Here is a 21,107-nt window from a genome sequence, read left to right as displayed (position 1 = left end):
TTTACTCCGCTCTTAAACTTTCTATAGGATTTTGTTTCGCAGCTTTAAAGCTATGCCAACTCACCGTTAGTATGGTTATGAGTGCAATTATACCGCCGGCCAATGGAAATATCCACAAACCAAGGTCTATTTTATATGCGAAACCTTCTAGCCATTTATTAGCAGTTAAATAGGCGATTGGTGTAGCAAAAATAAAGGCCAAGATGACCCATTTCAAAAAATCGGTATTGAGTAGTACCAAAATTTCAGAAATGGTAGCACCGTTCACCTTACGAATTCCAATTTCTTTAAACCGTTTTTGCGCAATCATTAAGGATAGTCCCAATACACCCATAGCACAAACAAAAACTGCTATTAGCGCAAAAATTAAAATTAAATTTTTTTGTAAAAGTTCCGTTTTATAGACGTTTTTGTAGAGGCTGCTTACTTGAAAATATTGTAATGGGTAACTAGGGAACAAGGCTTTCCAAGTATCCTGGATATTTGCCATGGCTTCTTTTCTTACGGACGGTTTATAGGAAATAACAATATTTTCCAACCAACTGTTTTCCCTTTTAAAAAGCGCCAAGGGTTCCACTTTAGTCTGAACCCCGGAAAGATGGAAATCTTCCACAACGCCTATAATTTTTCCACTAGGAATCTGAACCCCTTCCACCGGGGAGATTAGGGCAAAATCTTTCCCTAGTACTGCATTTGCATCCTGAAAACCTAAGTAATGTAACGCCGTTTCATTGATAAGATACTCCCCGTTGCCATCCTGATCTGTATTCTTTTCTGTAAAGTTTCTTCCTCCTAAAAAAGGTAGCCCAAACACATTTGCAAATGAATAATCACAGGAAAAAACGCCAATGTATTTTGTATCCTTATGGGGTACATCTTGCATGTTAAAGGCGAACATATCATTTGTTTCGCCACCTGGAGGAGCCATCATTGCCGATACGGAACTAATGGCACTTTGTTTCATCAGTTCAGACTTAAAAACCTCAAAATCTTTCTGAACCTCTGCATGAACATAAGGAATAGCTATTACGTTTTCTTCTTCAGCTCCCATAGCGTTCCCAAGTGCATAATCCGTCTGTCGTGAAATAACAAAAACACCTACTAGTAATACAATTGCCAGTGCAAACTGCGAGACTAAAAGGACCTTATGCGTTTGCGCCGTGCTTTCTCCCTTAATTCGTTTTTCTAAAGTGAAGTTTTGAAATCGATTTTTTAATACAGGCTGCAAACCAGCCAACATACTAAACAGAGCAAATAATATCATGATACCAAGGGCGAACCATTCGTTTCCTTCTAGTAGATTAAATTGATAGTGATTTAAAATCAACTGATTTGTTTTAAACGAAACTAATAGTACGATAAGTAAGGAACCGAAAATAATGACGGCACTTTCTAAAAGAAAATAGCGCATCATAATCCGTTTAGAAGATCCCAATATCTGGTTCAAGGTCAAAAATTTCCCCAAATACCCTGTCATACCCAAGTTTAAACTCGTAAAATTACTAAGGGAGATAAAAAGTAGAATTAACCCAGCGACACCTAGCAAATATATATTGGACATACTACCGTTAGGTTCAATTTCGCGTAGTAGGTTGGATTTTAAATGAATGTCTTTCAACTTCGTTGTATGTGCCTGCATTTTTGCTTCGTCACCTTCTTCTACACCGTAATATTCGTTTAATTTTTGAGAAATTTTATCGTTTAGGGTACCAGCAGTAGTCTTTTCCTTTAAGAGTAGGTATACATATGCCCAACCGGAAATCACATCTGGTCCGGGCATAAGCAACAAATCTGGATGCATATGGCTTTCCTGAGGAAAGTCTTCGATAACACCTCTTACCGTAAAATTTGTCTCTATGGTGTTGTAATGACCAGGAGGTAAGGATATCAATTGCCCTATGGGATTTTCATCTCCAAAAATCCGATCGGCAAATGATTTAGAAATTACTGCAGAACCAGGTTCGGATATTGCATTATTCTGGTTTCCATCAATAAAAGTGACATCAAAAACTCTTAAAAAGGTATCATCTACCGCAAAGGCCTGATTTATGGCATAATGTTGTTCGGCCTTTAAAATAAGCTTGTCTCGCAAGGGCATTAAACGTACCGAAGCTGCTATTTCAGGAATTTGCCCTGTGATTTCAGGAATTATTTTAGCATCCGAAATACGGGCAAATTGATTTCCCTCAAAAGCATCTGGATGGGTGGTTGTTAACCTATAAATACGATCCGCATTCGCATGCCCAATATCATAGCTTAATTCGTTTTTTAGCAAAAGTGAAATGAATAGCACACCACATAAGCCCAATGACAACCCTACTAGTTTTATGCCATTTAAAAAAGGGCGTTTTCTTATGTTTCTGAATGCGTATTTTAAAAGCATAGTTCTCTTTTTACTGGTGCTAACTATTTCTTATTTTATTTTAAAATTAGGTTTTTAGGACGGATATTCCATCGGTTTCCTTTCGACTACTGGCGGCTAATTCATTCTTTTATAATCCATTTCTATTTTTCAAAATTATCATTTTCTAGAAGTAATCAGTCTAACTTGTTTTAGCTGTATTACACATAATCACTCGGTCTTCACTAAAGCGAATCCACCTCCCTTGAAAAAACGAAGGAGCTTTTTACTCGGTCCTCAAGCTTTTGACCGGATTCTGTTTCGCTGCTTTTATGGCTTGAAAACTTACCGTTACTACTGTTACACCCATGGCACCTAGCATTGCAAGTGCAAAAATCCACCATTTTAAAATCACACGATACGGATATTCCTGTAGCCATCCGTTCATAATATAGTACGCTATGGGCACTGCTATGAAACAAGAAATAATCACCAATTTTATAAAATCCTTAGAGAGCATATTCCAGACATTAAATACTGTTGCACCCAATACCTTTCGAACTCCTATTTCCTTAGTCCGTTGCTCTGCTACAAAGGAAGTCAATCCAAATAATCCCAAGCAACTAATTAAAATAGCCAAAGCGGTAAAGATTCCAGATAGGGTTCCAATACGTTCTTCGGACGCAAATTTTTCTCCATATTGGTCATCTACGAATTGATATTCAAAAGGGACATCTGCAAAATGCTCCTTAAACACTCTTTCCACAATTGCCAAGTTCTGACTGGCACTCTGTTTTGGATTCAATCGTAAATTATAATAACTACCATTATCATGGCGGTCATACACGTACATAGCCTGCTTTACCGGTTCGTAGGGCGATTGTGCAATCATGTCCTCCACCACTCCAATTATCTTTAATGGCGGATTGGGATCTTCATCGCTATCATCCTTCAATAATTGTCCTACTGGGTTTTGCATACCTAAGTATTTTTTAGCCGTTTCGTTGATTAAGACCCCAAGGGAATCCGTCGCGAAATCGCGAGAAAAATCACGCCCCTCCACAATTTTCAACCCTAATGACTTTGCATACTCCGGAGAAACTTCGGTCCATGCCAAATCTTCCTGAAACCCTTCTGGCTTACCCTCCCAAACAAATCCACTTCTGTTAGACCAAATTTGTGTAGTAGGACTGCTAGAGGTAGACATTTCCACTACTGCTCCAGAAGCTATAAATTCGCTCCTCATTAAATCAGTTTTACCAGAAAAATCTTGACTAAAGGTGGGTATTTGAATTAAACCCTCCTTGTCATACCCTACTGGTCGGTTCTTAGCATGATTTATTTGTTGCATAACAATAACAGTACCTATAATAAAAGCAACGGATACCGTAAATTGCAGTACCACAAGAATTTTCCTTGGAAGCCCTGCGTAGCGTCCCACTTTAAATGTTCCTTTTAATACGTCCACTGGCTTAAAAGAAGATAGATACAGCGCAGGATAACTGCCCGCCAACAATGCTGTGAAAACGACAAACAAAGCAGATACTATCCAGAACATTCCGCTATCCCATGGAAATTCAATCTCTTTTCTTGCAAGTTCATTAAACCCGTTTAAACATAACAGAACTATGAGCAGCGCTATGACATATGCCAGTACTACAACCAAGAACGACTCGCTTAAAAATTGATTTATCAATTGCCCTTTTCTTGAACCTATAGATTTTCGTATACCCACTTCCTTAGACCTTTTCTCAGAACGAGCGGTACTCAGGTTCATAAAATTAATACAGGCAAGTAATAGCACGAAAGCACCTATGATTCCAAATAGCCAAACATACTTTATTCGGCCTCCCACTTGTTTCCCATTCTCAAAATTGCTTCTCAAATGCCAATCCTCCATTGGAAACAAAAATAATTGGGGATTAAACTCCGCCGCATCCTCCGCTAAATTCTTCTTTACATCCTTAATAGTAGCGGTTACTTTGGCGATACTAGTATTATCTGCTGTTTGCACGAACATTTGAAAGGAGTTATTCCCCCAACTATCCTCTGCGTTTCTAACCCATTCACGTGTAGCCAAATATTTTTCCCATGGTATAATAAATTCAGTATCGCTAAATGCATTGTTGAAAGGAATATCGCTATAGACTGCACTAACAGAAAGGTCAAATTCATTACTAACCTTCACAACTTTTCCGATGGGTTCTTCATTACCAAATAACGCGGTAGCTGTAGATTCAGACAACATGATAGAATTAAGCTCTCGAAGTCCGTCTTTTTCTCCTTTTATAATATTGAGATTAAAAAGTTGGGGTGCTTCACGCTGCATATAATTCCCAGGTCTAGATAAACTTTTCTCTCCATACTTCAAATAACTGTCATTTGTCCAAGAGGCCATAACAAGGTGTTTGAAATTGTCACCATAACCATCTCGCAAACCCTTTTCCAATGGCCTAGGAATAGCAGGTCCGGTTCCTGTGTTTCCATTAAAAGTTTGTGACTGAAAGACTTGGGCAATCTTATCCTTTTGAACAAAATAACTGTTATAAGAAAGCTCATCTTGAACCCATAGGCCAATGATAAGCGTAACGGCCATTCCTAATGCAAGGCCACCAATATTGATGAGGGAATAGCCTTTGTTGTTCCAAAGGTTTCGCCACGCAATTTTTAGATAGTTTTTGAACATGATTGTTTATTTTGAAGGATGTAGTTCTTACATAAAGACTCGGTTTCTTTGTAAATGTTTCACTCCGTACGCAAACTTTTAACAGGATTCACGATAGCCGCCTTAATGCTCTGATAGCTTACGGTTAAAATAGCAACTCCAACCGCCAAAAAAGCTGCCAAAGCCAACACCCACCAGGCGATTTCAATTCGATAGGAGAAATCTTCCAGCCATTTATTCATTACAAACCATCCTAAAGGCAGCGCAATTAGAATTGAAACACCTACCATCTTTAAAAAGTCCGTGGTCAATCGATAACTGATTTGACCTGCACTAGCGCCTAGCACTTTACGTATCCCAATTTCCTTGGTACGTTTTTGAGCGTTAAAAGCAGCTAATCCAAAAAGTCCCAAACAGGCAATCAATATAGACAAGAAAGTAAATACCGTAAATATCTTTCCTAAACGCTGTTCGGCATCGTAGGTTGTGTTGAAAGACTCGTCCATAAATCGATAGTTAAAAGGTTGGCCGGGAGCCATCTTGTTCCATACATCTTCAATGTTGGAAATAGCCCCAGAAAAGTCTCCCGCTTTTAAGCGAATCGCCAAGTTTCCCGTCCCGTTACTCAAAGACATCGCTAAGGGTTGAATTTTATCCCGAAGGGATTCGTAGTGAAAGTCCTTCACTACACCGATGATGGTGTAAAATGGAGGGTCGGCCACGTCCACATCATCCGAAATCCGAATACCCAAAGCATCTTGTGCACTTACCCCAAGAATGGGCAAGGTAGCTTCGTTAATGATAATTGCCAGTGAATCGCCTACTAATTTTTCATTAAAATCGCGTCCAGCGATTAATTCTATGTTTAAGGTAGCTAAATAATCCGTATCTACTTGCCAATCTTGCATTTGCATGGCATTCTCTTGGTCTCTTGAACCCTCCTTAAAAAATGAAGTATCGGAACGCCATGATGGGGTTGGAAGAAATCCACTTATCGTAGCATTTTCAACCTGTCCTAGATTCGTTACTTCATTCTTAAACGCTCTGAGCTGACTTCCTAAACTATTGGTATCGTCCAAAATTACCACTTGATCTTTAGTAAAACCAAGATCCTTTCCCTGAATAAAATTTAATTGCTGGAAAACCACCAGCGTGCTAACAATGAGGAATACAGAAATAGCAAATTGAAAAACGACTAGGACATTTCGCACTTTTCCACCTCCAACACCGCTTTGCCCTCCTTTTAAGGTATCAACCGGCACAAAGCGAGACATGAAAAATGCGGGGTAACTTCCCGAGAATAGTCCCAATAAAAGTGTTGCAATTAGAACACTTGCCCAAAATATGGGGCTTGTGAAGGGAATGGAAATATCTTTTCCTGATAACTCATTAAAGAGCGGTAGCATCAAAGCACTTGATAAAATCCCGGCCAGAAGGGCCAATACAGATATGAGTATAGCCTCCGTTAAAAACTGCCATATCAGATTACGTTTATTTGATCCCAATGTTTTTCGAACACCTATTTCCTTAGCTCTCCTTAGTGAATGTGCGGTGGAGAGGTTCATAAAGTTAACACTTGCCAAAATCATAAGAAACAAACCTATAAAAGATAAAATATAAACGTTTTGGATACTCCCATTAGCGCTCATTTCTGTATCCCTTTGGGAATACAAATGAATATCACGTAAGGGTATGGTATGATAGCGGATGTAATTACCTGAGGCAGCAAAAGTCTCTGCAGTCATTCCCGGAAAAAACTCCTGGGCCCATGGCAGCATGTAATCTTCCAGCATGCCACGAAGCGGTTCTTGAAACTCTTTAATACTAGCGCCGGGTATCAGTTTTATGAACGTGAAAAAATTGTGACCTCCCCAATTATTTTCTTTTGCCGCAGGATGACCTTCCATGGCCATAAACATGGTATAATCACGTAGAAGGGAATTTTTAGGTAAATCTTCTATGACTCCGCTTACGGTAAAAGTACTGGTGTTATTGAGCAACAGCCGTTTTCCCAAAGCGTTTTCCTCACCAAAATACTTAGTTGCAGCTTTTTGTGTAATTACTACGGTATTGGGTTCTGCCAAGGCTGTCTTAGCATCACCGGAATTTATATCGATGCCAAAAAACTCGATAAAGGAGGCGTCGGCAAAGGCAATATCCGTTTCTTTCGCATTTACATCCTCACCTTCAGGCCTTACCAGCGCACTACCTCTAGTGCGTAATCTAACGGTTTGTTCTACCTGAGGAAAGTCCTTTTCCAAGGCCGCTGCCATGGGTGCAGCGGCCTCAGCAGCTTTAATTTCTGCACCACCGAATTTAATATCCGCATCTATACGGTAAATGCGATCTACATCTGCGAACATGGTATCGTAATTCAGTTCGTCATACACATAAAGTGAAATCAGAAGGGCTCCGGTAATACCGATGGCCAAACCAAAGATATTCAACAGGGTAAAAAAGGATTGCTTCTTTAAGCTTCTCCAAGCGATCTTTAAGTTATTTTTTAGCATGATGATATTTCTATTTCATTCCTGTATACACAGGAACCTGTTCTTAAGCTTAAAACTCCCCACTATTCATCTACTTTTGTTTGAGTATTGAATTTTGAGATAACGATAGATAAGTTCGTATTTACTCCGCCCTCAAACTCTTTAAAGGCTTGATAAGCGCTGCTGCAACCGACTGATAACTAATCGTTAAGATGGCTATGCCGAGCGCAATACCGCCGGCAACTATAAATAGTTCCCAACCAATACTCACCCGATATACAAAATCTTCTAACCAACGGTTCATCAGAACCCAACCCAAGGGTATGGCTATTGCAATGGAGATTAAAATCAGTTTCATAAAATCCATGGTCAGCAGCCGGTAGATGCTTTTGAAGGGTGCGCCCAAGACCAAACGGATGCTTATTTCCTTTTTCCGTTGTTCCACCATAAATGCGGACAAAGCAAATAGGCCTAAACAAGCTACCAAAATCGCAAAGAGGGCGAAACTGTTAAAAATGTTACCCATGCGCTGCACATCTGCATGCATTTGGGCAAACTCTTGATCTAAAAAACTATAATTAATAGTTTGGTTGGGTACACTCTTACTCCATATTGCCGTTATTCCCGCTAAAGCTTCGTTGACATTCCCTTTTTCGAGTTTTATGGATATGGTTCCATTATCGGCACCAATAACCAAAGACAAGGAGGCAATATCCTCCTTTAGGGACTTAAAATGAAAGTTTTCTACAACACCGATAATAGTCCAGTCTCGATCGTTATTGTTTATTTGCTTGCCCAAAGGATCAACAAGTCCCATTTCTGCAACCATTTTTGAATTAATGATAATTGAATTTGTTGAATCAGAAGCGAATTCTTTTGAAAAATCCCTTCCCTCCTTTAGTTGTATGCCCAGTGTTTTTAAATAATCATAATCTACCCTCCAAATTTGAGCGGGAGTACTAGTGCCTTCATTACCTTCGTTCGCCACTCTAAAAGTATTCCCATTTCTATTCGCACCATCTATGGGTAAATAATTCGTAATAGTTACTTCCTTTACTTGTGGTAGTTCCAAAAGTTGTTCTTTAAATGTACCAGTATTAGTACCCAAAACGCCAGTTCCTTCCAAAATAACCACCTGCTCCTTGTCATATCCTAATTCCTTCTTTAAGATATAATCCATTTGCTTATAAATAATCAACGTCCCAATAATCAAAACAACGGAGGTCGTAAATTGAAACACCACCAAACCACTTCGTAATCTTCCACTTTTACTACCAATACTGAGGCTGCCTTTTAGTACATCTACAGGTCTGAAGGCGGATAAATAAAAAGCCGGATATAATCCTGCGATGGCTCCAACCAAAAGTGAAGATACCAGTAGCATAGGTATAAATCCCCATGCAATCCATGGTATGGTAATGCTCTTAGCGGCAATAGTATTGAAATACGGAAGTAATAGCCAGGCGATGAGCACTCCAAGTACAAAAGAGATACCACTGAAAATTACGGATTCCGTAAGAAACTGGGAAACAAGATTGTACTTGAAAGCACCAACGGTTTTCCGAAGACCAACTTCCTTGGCCCTATTGGCAGATTTTGCGGTGGATAGATTGATGAAATTAATGATGGCCAATAGTAGAACAAAACCTGCAATAGCAGCAAACAACCAAACAAAGCGGATATCCCCATGTTTAAGACCATCTCCCATTTTAATATCTGAGTACAAATGAATATCGGTCACAGGCTGTAGTTTGTATTCTATTCCACGAAGTACCTCAATAAAATCTGGGGCACGACCTCGTTCCATTTGGGCAGGAATAATATATTTCTCTACAATGGATTTCATTTTTAGCTGTAGTTCGGGTATACTAACTCGCTCATCTACTAAAACATAAGTAAAGTAGTTTTGGTTGGTCCAACCGCCGTTTGTATCCACAATCGGTAGGACAAAATCAAAATTTAGGTGGGAGTTTTTAGGCACCTCTTTCATGACCCCAGTTATCCGATACGGTTTGGCATCATTATTATCTAGAATGATGGTTTGCCCTAGGGCGTTTCCGCTTGGAAAGTACTTATCGGCCTTAGCCTTGGAAAGCACCATACTTCTTGGATTTGTCAAAGCAATCTCTGGATTACCTTGCTCCAATGAAAGTTCCAAAATATCAAAGGCTCCTTGGTCAGCTAAAATAAAACCTTCCTCAAAATTATTCTGTAATTCTCCTTGCAAACGCATGCCACGCTTTCCAGCGCCGAAAATTTCAATTGTATTTACTTTGCCGGCCTTCTGTATTTCAGGAAAATCGGTTTGTAGGGCCTCGGCAAAGGGCAGTTGAAAATGGGTACTTTTGAAAAGCTCTCCTTGAAACTCGCCTTGCATCACAACCCTGTAAATTTGGTTCTTGTTTTCGTAATGCTGATCATAGCTAACTTCATCACGAATAAATAAGGCTATTAAGAGACAGGCAGCGATACCGACCGCAAACCCTCCAATTTTAATTGTAGTGAAGAGTTTGTCCTTTTTAATGCTTCTCCAAGCAAGTTTTAAGTTGTTTTTGAACATGATCGATTAATTTTGATTGATGTGATGAATAAAACACGAATCGATATTCATGCCACACATTCAATAATCTGTATATCAAATAGTTATATACAACTATATAACACCGACTGTAAAATTTTTTTACACGTTATGTATATAATTTTTACAGCGTTACGCTTAATTTGAAATTTTTAAGTGCCTCTCTTCTTACAAATTGAGTAATGAATTTGCTTTTGACAGAGAAAAAGGAGATTTAGTCTAGCGGCATTTACACAATTTACCCGACTATTCTTTTCATTTGTGTTAACCTTCCCAACACATGATTCCTACGTCAGCAGGCCGTCACCTCCCTTTGAAAAAAGGGAGTAGGTTTTTTAAACAACCTTTTACCCATACCGATAAACGATTTCACCTTTGGGGGTTGGAGGCTACTCCGTACGCAAACTTTTTACGGGATTTGCCCTCGCTGCCCTTATCGCTTGAATGCCTATGGTCAAAGCTGCTATAAGAATCGAAATCCCTCCCGCCAATACCCATAACCAAAAGGATAAGGGTATACTATACGCAAAACTTTGAAGCCAAAAATCAGCTGCAAACCAAGAAACGGGAGCTACTATTACAAAAGCAATACCTACCAGTTTCATAAAACCGGTGGTGTTCAACCTTACTATTTGTACAACCGTTGCCCCTAGCACTTTTCTAACTCCAATTTCCTTAACACGTTGATTTATAGCTAGGCGAGCCATGCCCAACAAACCCATACAGCAGATCAGTAAAGAAAGTATCGTAGCTATATTTACCAGTTTTTGCCATTGCTGTTCTTTTTCGTATTGTTTGGCATTCTGCACAATTAAAAAATTGTAGGCAAACACCGCCTTTGGCATTATAGTCTTGTACACTTTTTCCAACGCCTGTATGGCTTCCTTTTTTTTTGACTTTTGAAACTTAACCAAGATATCGCCAATAGGAACTTGCAACATAGACATGGCCATAGGGGCTATAGGCTCCCTTAATGAACCAAAATGAAAGTCTTTCACCACTCCAATTATGGTTTTAATCTGGTTTCCTTCATCATTTTCAATAAGCCCTATCCTTTGCCCTATGGGTTCGGATAAATTGAATTCTTTTACGAAAGTTTCGTTCACAATCACTGAAGTGGTAGGGTCGGTTGCAAAATCATTAGAAAAATTACGCCCCAAGAGTATTGGAATCTCAACAGCGGGCAAGTAGTTTTCATCTATCTGCATGAAAGCGGTTTCGATTTGCCGGTCGTTGCTGGTTACCCCAGTCGAAAAGTAATTACGGGCGTAAGAAACAGTGGCTATTGCAGCTTGTTTCGACAATTCTTGTTTTAATACTTTGCCAATGGCGTCATAATCCCTGTTCCCTGAAATAGTGGTGGTAATGATTTGGTTGGGGCTGTAGCCTAAATCTTTGGTACGTATATAATCCATCTGCGAATGGAAAACGATTGTTGCAATGAGTAAAAAGATTCCCAAAGAAAATTGAAAGACAACCAAACCACGGCCGGCTACATTCCTCTTGTTCCATTTCAACTTATTATAAAGGACCTCTGATGGATTTAGCCTGGAAAGTACAAAAGCCGGATAAAGACCGGTAATTAAGATAACCACCGCAAAAGTTAAAAAGAGGAAGCCTCCGGTTTCAAGATTGAGCAATTGGACAAACTCAAACTGTTTACCGGTCAAAGCATTGAAAAATGGGGTCAGTAGTTTTAGTGATACCATAGTAACTAAAAATGAAATCCCACAAAGCAAGGCCGATTCCACAAGGAATTGAAAAACGATTTGAGTCGTATTGCCCCCTGTTATTTTTCTAACTCCTATTTCTTTTGCTCTTTTTATGGCCGAAGCGATACTTATATTGATAAAATTAATGGCCGCCATGATTAAAATAAGTAGGGCAATGGCAGCAAAAACAATGGAATAAATCGGATTGCTCGCATTTACCCCAGCACCCGATTCAATACTGAAATTATCACCACTCAAAAGGGGATTTAGGTGTATTTCTTCGATGTTCTGTAACCCATAGCTGATGTTGGAATTGAAACCATAACGCATCATTTCCTGCGCTACTTGATTTTTGGCATACACATCAAAAACACGATCAAATTTTTGTATCACCGCTTCTAGGTTGGAAGAAGGTTCCAAGACCAAAAAGGTTCCCAAATACGCATTGAGCCAATTGGCATCTACAAAAGAAAGTTCTAAAAAACTGAAAGGGAGTAAAACCTCAAATTGAATGGAAGAATTATTAGGAGCATCTTTGACAACGGCAGAAATCACCAAAGGTTTTTTTAAACGTTGAAAAGATGGGTCATTGTTCATTTGCAATACCTCACCGACCACATTGGTAGAATTGAAAAGTCGCATCGCTGTACTTTCTGAAATTACTACCGAATTCAGATCGGCTAGCGCCGCAGTATTATCGCCATGGACTAATGGGAAGGTAAAGACATCAAAGAAATTAGGATCTACAAAAAGGATATTTAAGTTAAGGGTCTTATCTTCTGTAGTAACCTCGTTGTAGATTTCACCGCCCATCACACGAACATATTGCTGTATTTCAGGTATGGCATCCTTGAAGGCCTTCCCTTGAACCTGTCCGGTTGCACCAACGGTTTTTGCAATGGCCCCTTTATGTTCCACAAAATTCGTGGTAACCCTGTATAAATTGGGGTTATTTGTATGAAAATCATCAAAATGACGTTCGTCGTTCCAATAGATTCCAGCAAAGAGCAGACATATCATGGCCACGGTCATTCCTACGATATTTATCAAGGAATAAAACGTATTGTTCCTAAGGTTTCTCCAAGCGATTTTGAGATAGTTTTGGAGCATGATTCTCTTTTTTTAATTTTGATGATATGTCTGCTTTACTCGGTACGTAAACTTTTCACCGGGTCGTTATTGGCAGATTTAAACGCATGGAAACCAACGGTAGCTATCGCAATCGAAAGCGCTATTGCCCCAGCTAGAACAAATACCCACCATTCCACATCAATACTATAGGCATATTCATTAAGCCATTGTCGCATAGCGTACCAAGAAAAGGGTATGGCTATAAGAATGGCAATACCTACCAGTTTAATAAAATCTTTGGACAATAGGGTAACTATACTGGAGACTTCGGCCCCTAGCACCTTTCGTATACCAATTTCCTTCGTTCGCAACATTGCGCTATAGGTTGCCAATCCAAATAGACCAAGACAAGCAATAAAAATGGCCAAACAAGAAAATATCGTAAATAATTTTCTAAAACGTATATCAGCTACATATTGCTTGTTAAAAGCATCATCCAAAAAGCTATATAGGAACGGTCTATGCGGAGCCAATTGACTCCATTTGTTTTTTATTGCCGCTATCGCTTTGGTGTAATTAGTTGAGCTGACACGTAAAGAAAGGTACCTTCCGTATGGCACTTGCCTTATGGTAAGCGGTGCGACCTCCGAGTGCAGCGAGATATAGTTAAAATCTTTGACTACCCCCACGATGGTTCCTTCGCGCCCCCATTGTTGAAACTTTTTTCCGATAATCTGATTTGGGTCCGTATATCCGAATTCTTTAGCGGCCGCCTCGTTTATGATGAGAGAGCTAATACTATCTGCCGGAAAATCTGGAGAGAATGCCCTGCCGGCTACCACATCAATTTTATAGTGTTGAATAAAATTATTGTCAACTTCGTAGATGTAGGGGGAAAAATTCTCCATATTTCCCTCATACGTTTCTATGTCTGTTCCCGCAGCAGGAAAGTGACTACTGGGTACCGTTCTTGAGAGGGAAACTGAGCTCACATCAGCTAGCGCCAAGAGCTCTCCTTTAATCGCCTCAGCGTTGTTCAGTACCTCGTTGTCCCAATTAAAGTCCAATATCAATTGTTGTTCCTTATCAAAGCCCATCTCCTTATTTAGCATAAACCCAAGTTGGTAGTATACCACCACCGTACTGGCAATAAGAGCAATGGATATGCTAAATTGAAGCACGACCAAGCCTTTTCTAAGGTTGGTCCCTTGAGGCGATGTCCTAAAGGCGCCTTTAAGTACGCTGACCGGTCTAAACCCAGAAAGTACAAAAGCTGGATAACTGCCCGAAACAAGCGCGGTCAACAAAGACGTTCCAAAATAAAGCAGAAGGATAGGCACGGTCATAAAAGAGGCCATCGTAAATACGTTACCTGTTAACGAGCTCAACCATGGTACGCCTATAAATGCTAGACCAAGACCAAGAAGTGAGGCAATCAGCACCAAAATCAACGATTCCCCTAAGAATTGATATATTAGGCCCCTTCGTTCCGCACCAATTACTTTACGTATCCCCACTTCTTTTGCCCTTTCTAAAGAACGTGCAGTGGACAAATTCATAAAATTGATGCTGGCAATAACTAAAATAAAGAGTCCAATGATAGCAAATATGTAGATATTGGATAAACTACCCGTTTCGCCCGGTTGCCGATCTGCAGTAGAATACAGATATATTTCGTTCATGTTTTCCAAAGAGAAGTTGTAGTAATACTCTTCAGCTTCTTCCGAATCAATATGTTTTTCTAAAAAACCTGGAATCTTGGACTCAAATGCAGCTTGATCAAAGTTCGGGGCAACCAAGAGATAGGTGTAAAAATCAACATAGCCCCACCAATCGAAAATCTCGGGCCTGGTCTGTTGAAAACTACTCATGGACATGAGTACATCAAAATTGAAATGGGAATTTTGAGGAATGTCTTTCATTACACCTGTAACGGTGTAGGTTCCATCTGCTGCCCTACCACCAATACCTTCGATGGTTTTACCAACAGGATTTTCATTGCCAAAATATTTTTTTGCCGTGCTTTCAGTTAGAACAATGGAATAGGGAGCCTCTAGGGCGGTTCTAGCATCCCCATTGAGTAAGGGCCAACTAAAGACATTAAAAACGGAGGCATCTGCATAAAAGCATTCCCCTTCTTGAAACTTACGGTTATTGTACTCCAACAGGATATCACTTCTACCGGAAAACTGTGTCTTTTCAATAATTTCTGGAAAATCCGATTGTAACGCCGGACCAATCGGAGCATTGCCCCACACCCAAGCATCATCTGGATTAGCAGCATTTGAATGATGAATTACCCTGTAAATGGAATCTTTCTTTTCGTGATACGTATCATACGAAAGCTCGTTGGATATAAAAATGGCAATCAGCAGGAAACAGGCTAAACCAATGGCCAAACCTCCAATATTAATAATAGAATACCCTTTGTTCTTCAAAAGGTTTCGCCAAGCGATTTTAAAATAGTTTTTGAACATGATGTTCGTTTTTTGATTATTTATTCTGTGCGTAAACTTTTTACGGGGTTAGCCATGGCAGATTTTATGGTATGAAAACTTACAGTAAGAAGGGTTATGGTCATTATTACCAAGGCTGAAAACAGAAACGTAGATATCTTTAAGTCTGTCTTATAGGGGAACACCTCTAACCATTTGTTCATGAAATAATAGGCTATGGGAAATGCCAATATACAGGCAAGTACTATCAAAACCATAAAACTTTTGATGATGAGACCTACAATATCGGAAATGTTTGCCCCTACTACTTTTCGTATACCGATTTCCTTTCTTCGCTGCTGGGTCGTGAAAGCGACCAAACTAAAAAGGCCAAGACAAGAAATAAGAATGGTCAATGCCGAAAAAGCGGTAAAAATCTGCCCCCTTTTTTGATCGGCACCATATTGGGAATTAAACTCTTGATCCAAAAAATTATACTCAAAAGGTGTATCGGGAAACATTTGTTGCCATGATGTTTCAAGAGCGTTCACGGTTTTTGAAATATCGGTACTCGCTATCCTTAGAAGCAACCCGGAAGCTTTAGGCCTGTAAACCAAAATCAAGGGCTCTATAGGGTTATACAAGGATTTTTGATTAAAATCGTCTATCACTCCAATAACCTCAAGTTCAAAATCCCCGCCAGGATTGGTTACCTTCTTACCTAGGGCCTTTTCCCAACCTAAGGCCTTTACCATAGCTTTGTTCACAATAAGATTATTTAAGGTATCGGCAGGTATATCCGGGGAAAAGTTCCTTCCCTCTATCAATCTAATGCCCAAGGTTTCAAAATACGCTTCATCCACACCGTATACGTCTAATCCTTTTTCAATAAAACCGTCATTGGTTTCTACCGTAAACAAGTTAAAGTTTGAATCTTTGCCCGGGGCGGACTCCGAAATACTTGCCATAAGAATTTCCGGACGCTTTTTCATTTCGTTTTTAAACGTTGTAAGTTTCCCGTTGGGATTTTTTACAGGGTCTATATCCATAGAAATAATTTGCTCGGAGTTAAATCCCAAATCTTTATCCCTCATAAAATCCAGTTGATTGTAAACCACCCACGTGCAGATGAGCATTACCATTGAAATGGTAAATTGAACCGTAACCAGTCCGTTTCTAAGAATAGCATTGCTAGACGCCTTTGCCAATTTTCCCTTAAGGACATTAATAGCACTGGTGCCGGTAAGGTAAATTGCAGGGTAACTGCCCCCTATAAAGCCTACCAAAAAAACAATACCAGCTAAAACCAAAACAATGGTAGGGTTTAAAAGTATTCCTATATCCAACATCTTGCCCGAGATATCATTGAAATAGGGCAACAGAAGAATAACCATAAGAATACTTAATAGGGTAGCAATAGCAGTAACCAAAATCGATTCTAAAATGAACTGTTTTACCAGTTGCCTCCTGTTGGAACCTACTACCTTGCGTATTCCTATTTCCTTTGCCCTGCCAGCACCTCTTGCGGTCGTAAGGTTCATATAGTTTATGCTTGCAATAAGCAACATAAAAAAGGCGACAATAGCAAAAATATAGATGTAGGACATGCTACCTATTTCTTCTGGTTCACCCTCAAAATCAGATTTTAAATGAATTGAAGTTATAGGATAGACACCATAATGAATCTTAACATTGAAGGGTTCAAAAATCTCTGCCATGTACGAATCGTAAAGGGAGAGCATCTTGTCTTGAAGCACCATGGGGTCGGTATTGGGCTTTAATAGCACGTAGGTATAATACGTGCCAAACTGTCCCCAAGAGTTTGAAAAGTCTTCGGGAAGTGTCTTGGAAGCAATAAATGCGTCTGCAATAAAGTGTGAGTTCTTAGGAATATCAGCGATAACACCAGACACCGTAAATAATTCGTTTCTACTGTTTTTTATTGTCTGCCCTATTACAGCAACACTTCCAAAATATTTTTTGGCCATGGACTCGGTCAAGACCATAGAATTAGGTTCTATCAAGGCATTATCCGCTAATCCCTCTATAAACGGATAGGTAAACACCTCGAAAATATTTTCATCCGCATAGTAAATTTTTGCTTCGGAAAATTGGTTTTGACCAACTTCATAATAGAGTTCATTCTCCCTTACCACCCTAACAGATTGCTCAACTTCGGGAAATTCTGTTTGGAGTACCGGTCCTAACGGAAACTGTGTGTTGGCCATTTTCATATCCCGCTCCGGTTCTTGAATATAGGAGACTATTCTATACATCCGCTCCGATTTTTCGTTGTAGCGGTCATAGCTTAATTCATCCAACACGTACAAAATGAGAAATAGGCTGCACGTAATCCCAACAACCAAACCAAAAATATTAATAAGACTATATTCTCTATCTATCCAGAGATTTCGCCAAGCGATTTTAAGATTGTTTTTAAACATGACTGTTTCGATATTTGATTGATGAATAAACTAATTTACTTTTTTATTATTTTTGCCTGTTTTATTTCTTTCATATAATCCTTGCGTTTTAAAAAGCATGTTTACCAAAACTCGATTTAAATAGGGAACCTTATCATTCTGTTCGCAAGCTTTTTACAGGGTTTGCTATTGCGGCTTTCACTGCATGAAAACTAACAGTGACTATGGTCACGATGATCGCAACTGCGCCAGCCGCCGCAAAAACCCAAGGCTCTATAGCGACCTTGTATGCAAAGCGTTCTAACCATGAATTCATAAACCACCATGCAAAAGGGATTGCAATAAGTAGGGAAATTGCCACCAAACCCATAAAATCTTTCGACAGTAACCGGACGATGTTTGAAACGCTAGAACCCAATACTTTTCGAACCCCAATCTCTTTTTTACGTTGTTCTGAGGTATAAGCTGCCAAACCAAATAAGCCTAAACAAGAGATAATAATGGCCAATGCAGCAAAAATCTTGGACAGTTCACCTACAAGCGCTTCATTCTTAAATTTTGAATTGAACAAATCATTTTCAAATCGATATTCAAATGGAAATGAAGGATTATACTTTTTAAGTACGTTTTGTACCACGGCCAAGGCATCAGTCGATGACACATTTGCTTTTAGGTTCACATACATGGTGTTCGCATTGTCCGAATAACTATAAAAAATAACCGGTCCTGTATTGTTATTACCGTACACGTCCCCATAGACATAATCATTAACTATACCTATTACATTATAGTTGATACCATCGTCCATAATAGTTTTACCAATAGCACTATCTTCTCCCATTAATTTAGAAAAAGATTGGGTTATTATAACATTGGTACTGTCTATCATAGTATCGTTGTTAAAGCTACGACCTTCAAGTAAATTTAATCCTACGGTGCTAAAAAAGTTTGGACTTACAAACCTATATCTTACCAGTACATTCTCGGAATTCTGCCCCCTTGCCATCGATATCCTTGCCCATTAAAACCCCCTGTGAGCATATTTGCATTGGTCAGCGCCACATTATCTATTAGACCTGATGCTATCATTTCCTCTTTAATAGGTTGAAATTTCTCAATCAGATTCCCATTTACGGGTAGATTTAGTAATGTTCCTTTGCTATAACCTACATCTCGAGTGCTTACATGTTGTATCTGTTGATAGATGATTGTACTGCAGATGATGAACATGATAGAAACCGCAAATTGAGCAACCACCAAACCTTTACGAACTATTGATGCGTTTCCTGGATTTTTACCGGTACCTTTAAGTACTTCTGCAGGTCTAAAAGAGGATAAGTACAGGGCGGGATACCAACCTGCCAAAAGACCAGAAATCAAAGTGATACCCAAAACAAAAAGAACATGAGTAGGGTCACCCAATCTAAGCGCTATCTGCTTTTCTACTAGGGTATTGAAGTATGGGAGCAATAACACTACAAGAACAACACTTAATATCGCAGACATAGCGGATAAAATCATAGACTCCGTTAAAAACTGACCTACCAATCTTTTTCTACTAGATCCCAATACTTTTCGCACACCAACTTCATTGGCCCGCTTACTACTTCTCGCCGTAGATAGGTTCATGAAATTGATACAGGCAATCACAAGAATAATTAAAGCGATGAAGGCCAGCGACCTGACCAAAGTAACTTTGCCTCCAACAATTTTCCCTTCTTTAAACTCGGAACGTAGATGCCAATACTTAATGGAATGTAAAAACGCCTCATTTGGAACTTCCGTAGCATATTCTATTTTGGAAGCTATCATTTTCCTGACCTTGCTATCTACTGTTTTAAAGTCAGTATTTGGAGTAAGTTCTACGAAAGTATCAGCAAAATTTCCACCATATCGTTCGGCCCAAGCCATATTTTCTTGTCCCAATTGGAAACGCTGAAAGGGTATAAGCCAATCAAATTTATAGGTAATCGTACTTGGCAAATCTTGTATGATACCCGTTACGGTAAAGGAAAACTCACTATTCAATTGCAGTACTTTATTCAAGACGTTTTTATCGGTGCCGAAAAGCGCAATTGCGGTTTTCTGTGTCAACACAATTCCGTCTGGTCTGGAAAGGGCTGTCTTCAATTCTCCTTCCAAAAAAGTTAAACTAAAGATTTCTAAAAAATCAGGTTGCACATACCTTCCAAATCTGTTGATTCCCGTTTCCCCGTTTGTGAGCAACATCTCCTCCCCAAATGTTGTTGCAGATCGTGCAATTCCAGGCACTTCTTCTTTTAAATCCTTGGCAAGTGGTCCAGGGGTAACGTTATAAGTATATACTTCACCTTCAAAGGTTTGGTTTGTAGGCACATAATATATCAAATCTTGTTTTGGAAAAACACTATCATAATTTATCTCATCTTCAACCCAAAGCAATATGAGACAAGCGCAGGTAATTCCTATAGCCAACCCAAAAATATTCAGTGCACTGTATCCTTTGTTTTTCCAGAGTGTTCTCCAAGCGATTTTAAAATAGTTTTTGAACATGATGTTCGTTTTTTGATTGATGCTTCACTCCACAAAAAGAGAACTGAATTTGATGATTAGCTTTAGTACCGAAACATTTCGGTAAATTATTGATGAATAAACTTCCTTACTATTTATCTCCTATTTTTTAATATATCCAAGTAGGTTGTAAAACTACATCATGGCGCCAATAGCCCTATTTTGACTTTCCGTTACTACTTGACCATCAAATAAATTCACAACTCTATGAGCGTAATGAGAATCTCTGTCCGAGTGCGTTACCATAACAATAGTAGTACCTTCCTGATTAAGCTCAGTAAGCAAATTCATAACTTCGATACCATTTTTAGAATCTAAGTTACCTGTTGGCTCATCTGCAAGAATTAGTTTAGGATTTGTTACCACAGCTCTGGAAATAGCGACACGTTGTTGTTGACCACCTGATAATTGTTGTGGAAAATGCTTTTCCCTGTGAGCAATTTTCATGCGTTCCAAAACTTTCATCACTTTTTCCTTACGTTCCGCCTTTCCCATTTTTAAGTAAATAAGGGGCAGTTCTACATTTTCGTAGACGGTAAGTTCATCTATAAGGTTAAAGCTCTGGAAAACAAATCCCAAATTTCCTTTACGCAATTGCGTACGTTGACTTTCTTTAAGGCCGGCAACTTCGTGGCCAGCAAAATTGTAACTTCCGTCCGTGGGGTTATCAAGCATTCCAATGATATTTAATAAGGTAGATTTCCCGCAACCTGAGGGACCCATTATGGCTACAAATTCGCCGTCTTCAACCTTAAGATTCACATTGTTCAATGCTAAGGTTTCCACTTCCTCTGTTCGAAAGCTCTTTTTTAAATCTTTAATTGTTATCATTTGTTCGTTGTT

General features: G+C 39.2%; 10 protein-coding genes. All 10 read right to left on the bottom strand.

Going from position 1 to position 21,107, the window contains the following annotated elements:
- Position 1: 1 nt before the first annotated feature.
- Positions 2 to 2,383: an ABC transporter permease gene (locus MS6x_RS12220; RefSeq protein ID WP_482602422.1), complete on the bottom strand. Its 2,382-nt coding sequence runs from the start codon at positions 2,381 to 2,383 to the stop codon at positions 2 to 4.
- 244 nt (positions 2,384 to 2,627) lie between these two features.
- Entirely contained in the window at positions 2,628 to 5,027 is a 2,400-nt protein-coding gene (locus MS6x_RS12215; RefSeq protein WP_482602420.1) for an ABC transporter permease, read from the bottom strand.
- Between the two features lie 59 nt (positions 5,028 to 5,086).
- Entirely contained in the window at positions 5,087 to 7,516 is a 2,430-nt protein-coding gene (locus MS6x_RS12210) for an ABC transporter permease (RefSeq protein ID WP_482602418.1), read from the bottom strand.
- 121 nt (positions 7,517 to 7,637) lie between these two features.
- Positions 7,638 to 10,055, bottom strand: a complete 2,418-nt coding sequence (locus MS6x_RS12205) for an ABC transporter permease (protein WP_482602416.1) — start codon at positions 10,053 to 10,055, stop codon at positions 7,638 to 7,640.
- 407 nt (positions 10,056 to 10,462) lie between these two features.
- A complete protein-coding gene (locus tag MS6x_RS12200; RefSeq protein ID WP_482602414.1) occupies positions 10,463 to 12,895 on the bottom strand; it encodes an ABC transporter permease in 2,433 nt (810 codons plus the stop codon).
- Between the two features lie 35 nt (positions 12,896 to 12,930).
- Complete coding sequence (locus tag MS6x_RS12195) at positions 12,931 to 15,333, bottom strand: ABC transporter permease (protein ID WP_482602412.1); 2,403 nt, start codon at positions 15,331 to 15,333, stop codon at positions 12,931 to 12,933.
- Positions 15,334 to 15,353: 20 nt separating this feature from the next.
- Positions 15,354 to 17,735, bottom strand: a complete 2,382-nt coding sequence (locus tag MS6x_RS12190) for an ABC transporter permease (RefSeq protein ID WP_482602410.1) — start codon at positions 17,733 to 17,735, stop codon at positions 15,354 to 15,356.
- 133 nt (positions 17,736 to 17,868) lie between these two features.
- A complete protein-coding gene (locus MS6x_RS12185; protein WP_482602408.1) occupies positions 17,869 to 18,720 on the bottom strand; it encodes an ABC transporter permease in 852 nt (283 codons plus the stop codon).
- Positions 18,684 to 20,246 (bottom strand): ABC transporter permease, encoded by a 1,563-nt coding sequence (locus tag MS6x_RS12180; protein ID WP_482602406.1) that lies wholly within the window; start codon positions 20,244 to 20,246, stop codon positions 18,684 to 18,686. Before MS6x_RS12180 ends, MS6x_RS12185 begins: the two co-directional genes overlap by 37 nt.
- 153 nt (positions 20,247 to 20,399) lie before the next feature.
- Positions 20,400 to 21,095 (bottom strand): ABC transporter ATP-binding protein, encoded by a 696-nt coding sequence (locus tag MS6x_RS12175; protein ID WP_482602404.1) that lies wholly within the window; start codon positions 21,093 to 21,095, stop codon positions 20,400 to 20,402.
- Positions 21,096 to 21,107: the final 12 nt, after the last annotated feature.

The organism is Maribacter sp. MS6, from assembly GCF_056839185.1.
Note: the sequence above shows the minus strand (reverse complement) of the source record. Positions and strands in the feature narration are given on the sequence as shown.

Coding starts and splice junctions, on each gene's coding strand:
- MS6x_RS12185 (WP_482602408.1), bottom strand. CDS start 18,720: ATGGCAAGGGGGCAGAATTCCGAGAATGTACTGGTAAGATATAGGTTT.
- MS6x_RS12195 (WP_482602412.1), bottom strand. CDS start 15,333: ATGTTCAAAAACTATTTTAAAATCGCTTGGCGAAACCTTTTGAAGAAC.
- MS6x_RS12175 (WP_482602404.1), bottom strand. CDS start 21,095: ATGATAACAATTAAAGATTTAAAAAAGAGCTTTCGAACAGAGGAAGTG.
- MS6x_RS12190 (WP_482602410.1), bottom strand. CDS start 17,735: ATGTTTAAAAACAATCTTAAAATCGCTTGGCGAAATCTCTGGATAGAT.
- MS6x_RS12220 (WP_482602422.1), bottom strand. CDS start 2,383: ATGCTTTTAAAATACGCATTCAGAAACATAAGAAAACGCCCTTTTTTA.
- MS6x_RS12180 (WP_482602406.1), bottom strand. CDS start 20,246: ATGTTCAAAAACTATTTTAAAATCGCTTGGAGAACACTCTGGAAAAAC.
- MS6x_RS12215 (WP_482602420.1), bottom strand. CDS start 5,027: ATGTTCAAAAACTATCTAAAAATTGCGTGGCGAAACCTTTGGAACAAC.
- MS6x_RS12205 (WP_482602416.1), bottom strand. CDS start 10,055: ATGTTCAAAAACAACTTAAAACTTGCTTGGAGAAGCATTAAAAAGGAC.
- MS6x_RS12210 (WP_482602418.1), bottom strand. CDS start 7,516: ATGCTAAAAAATAACTTAAAGATCGCTTGGAGAAGCTTAAAGAAGCAA.
- MS6x_RS12200 (WP_482602414.1), bottom strand. CDS start 12,895: ATGCTCCAAAACTATCTCAAAATCGCTTGGAGAAACCTTAGGAACAAT.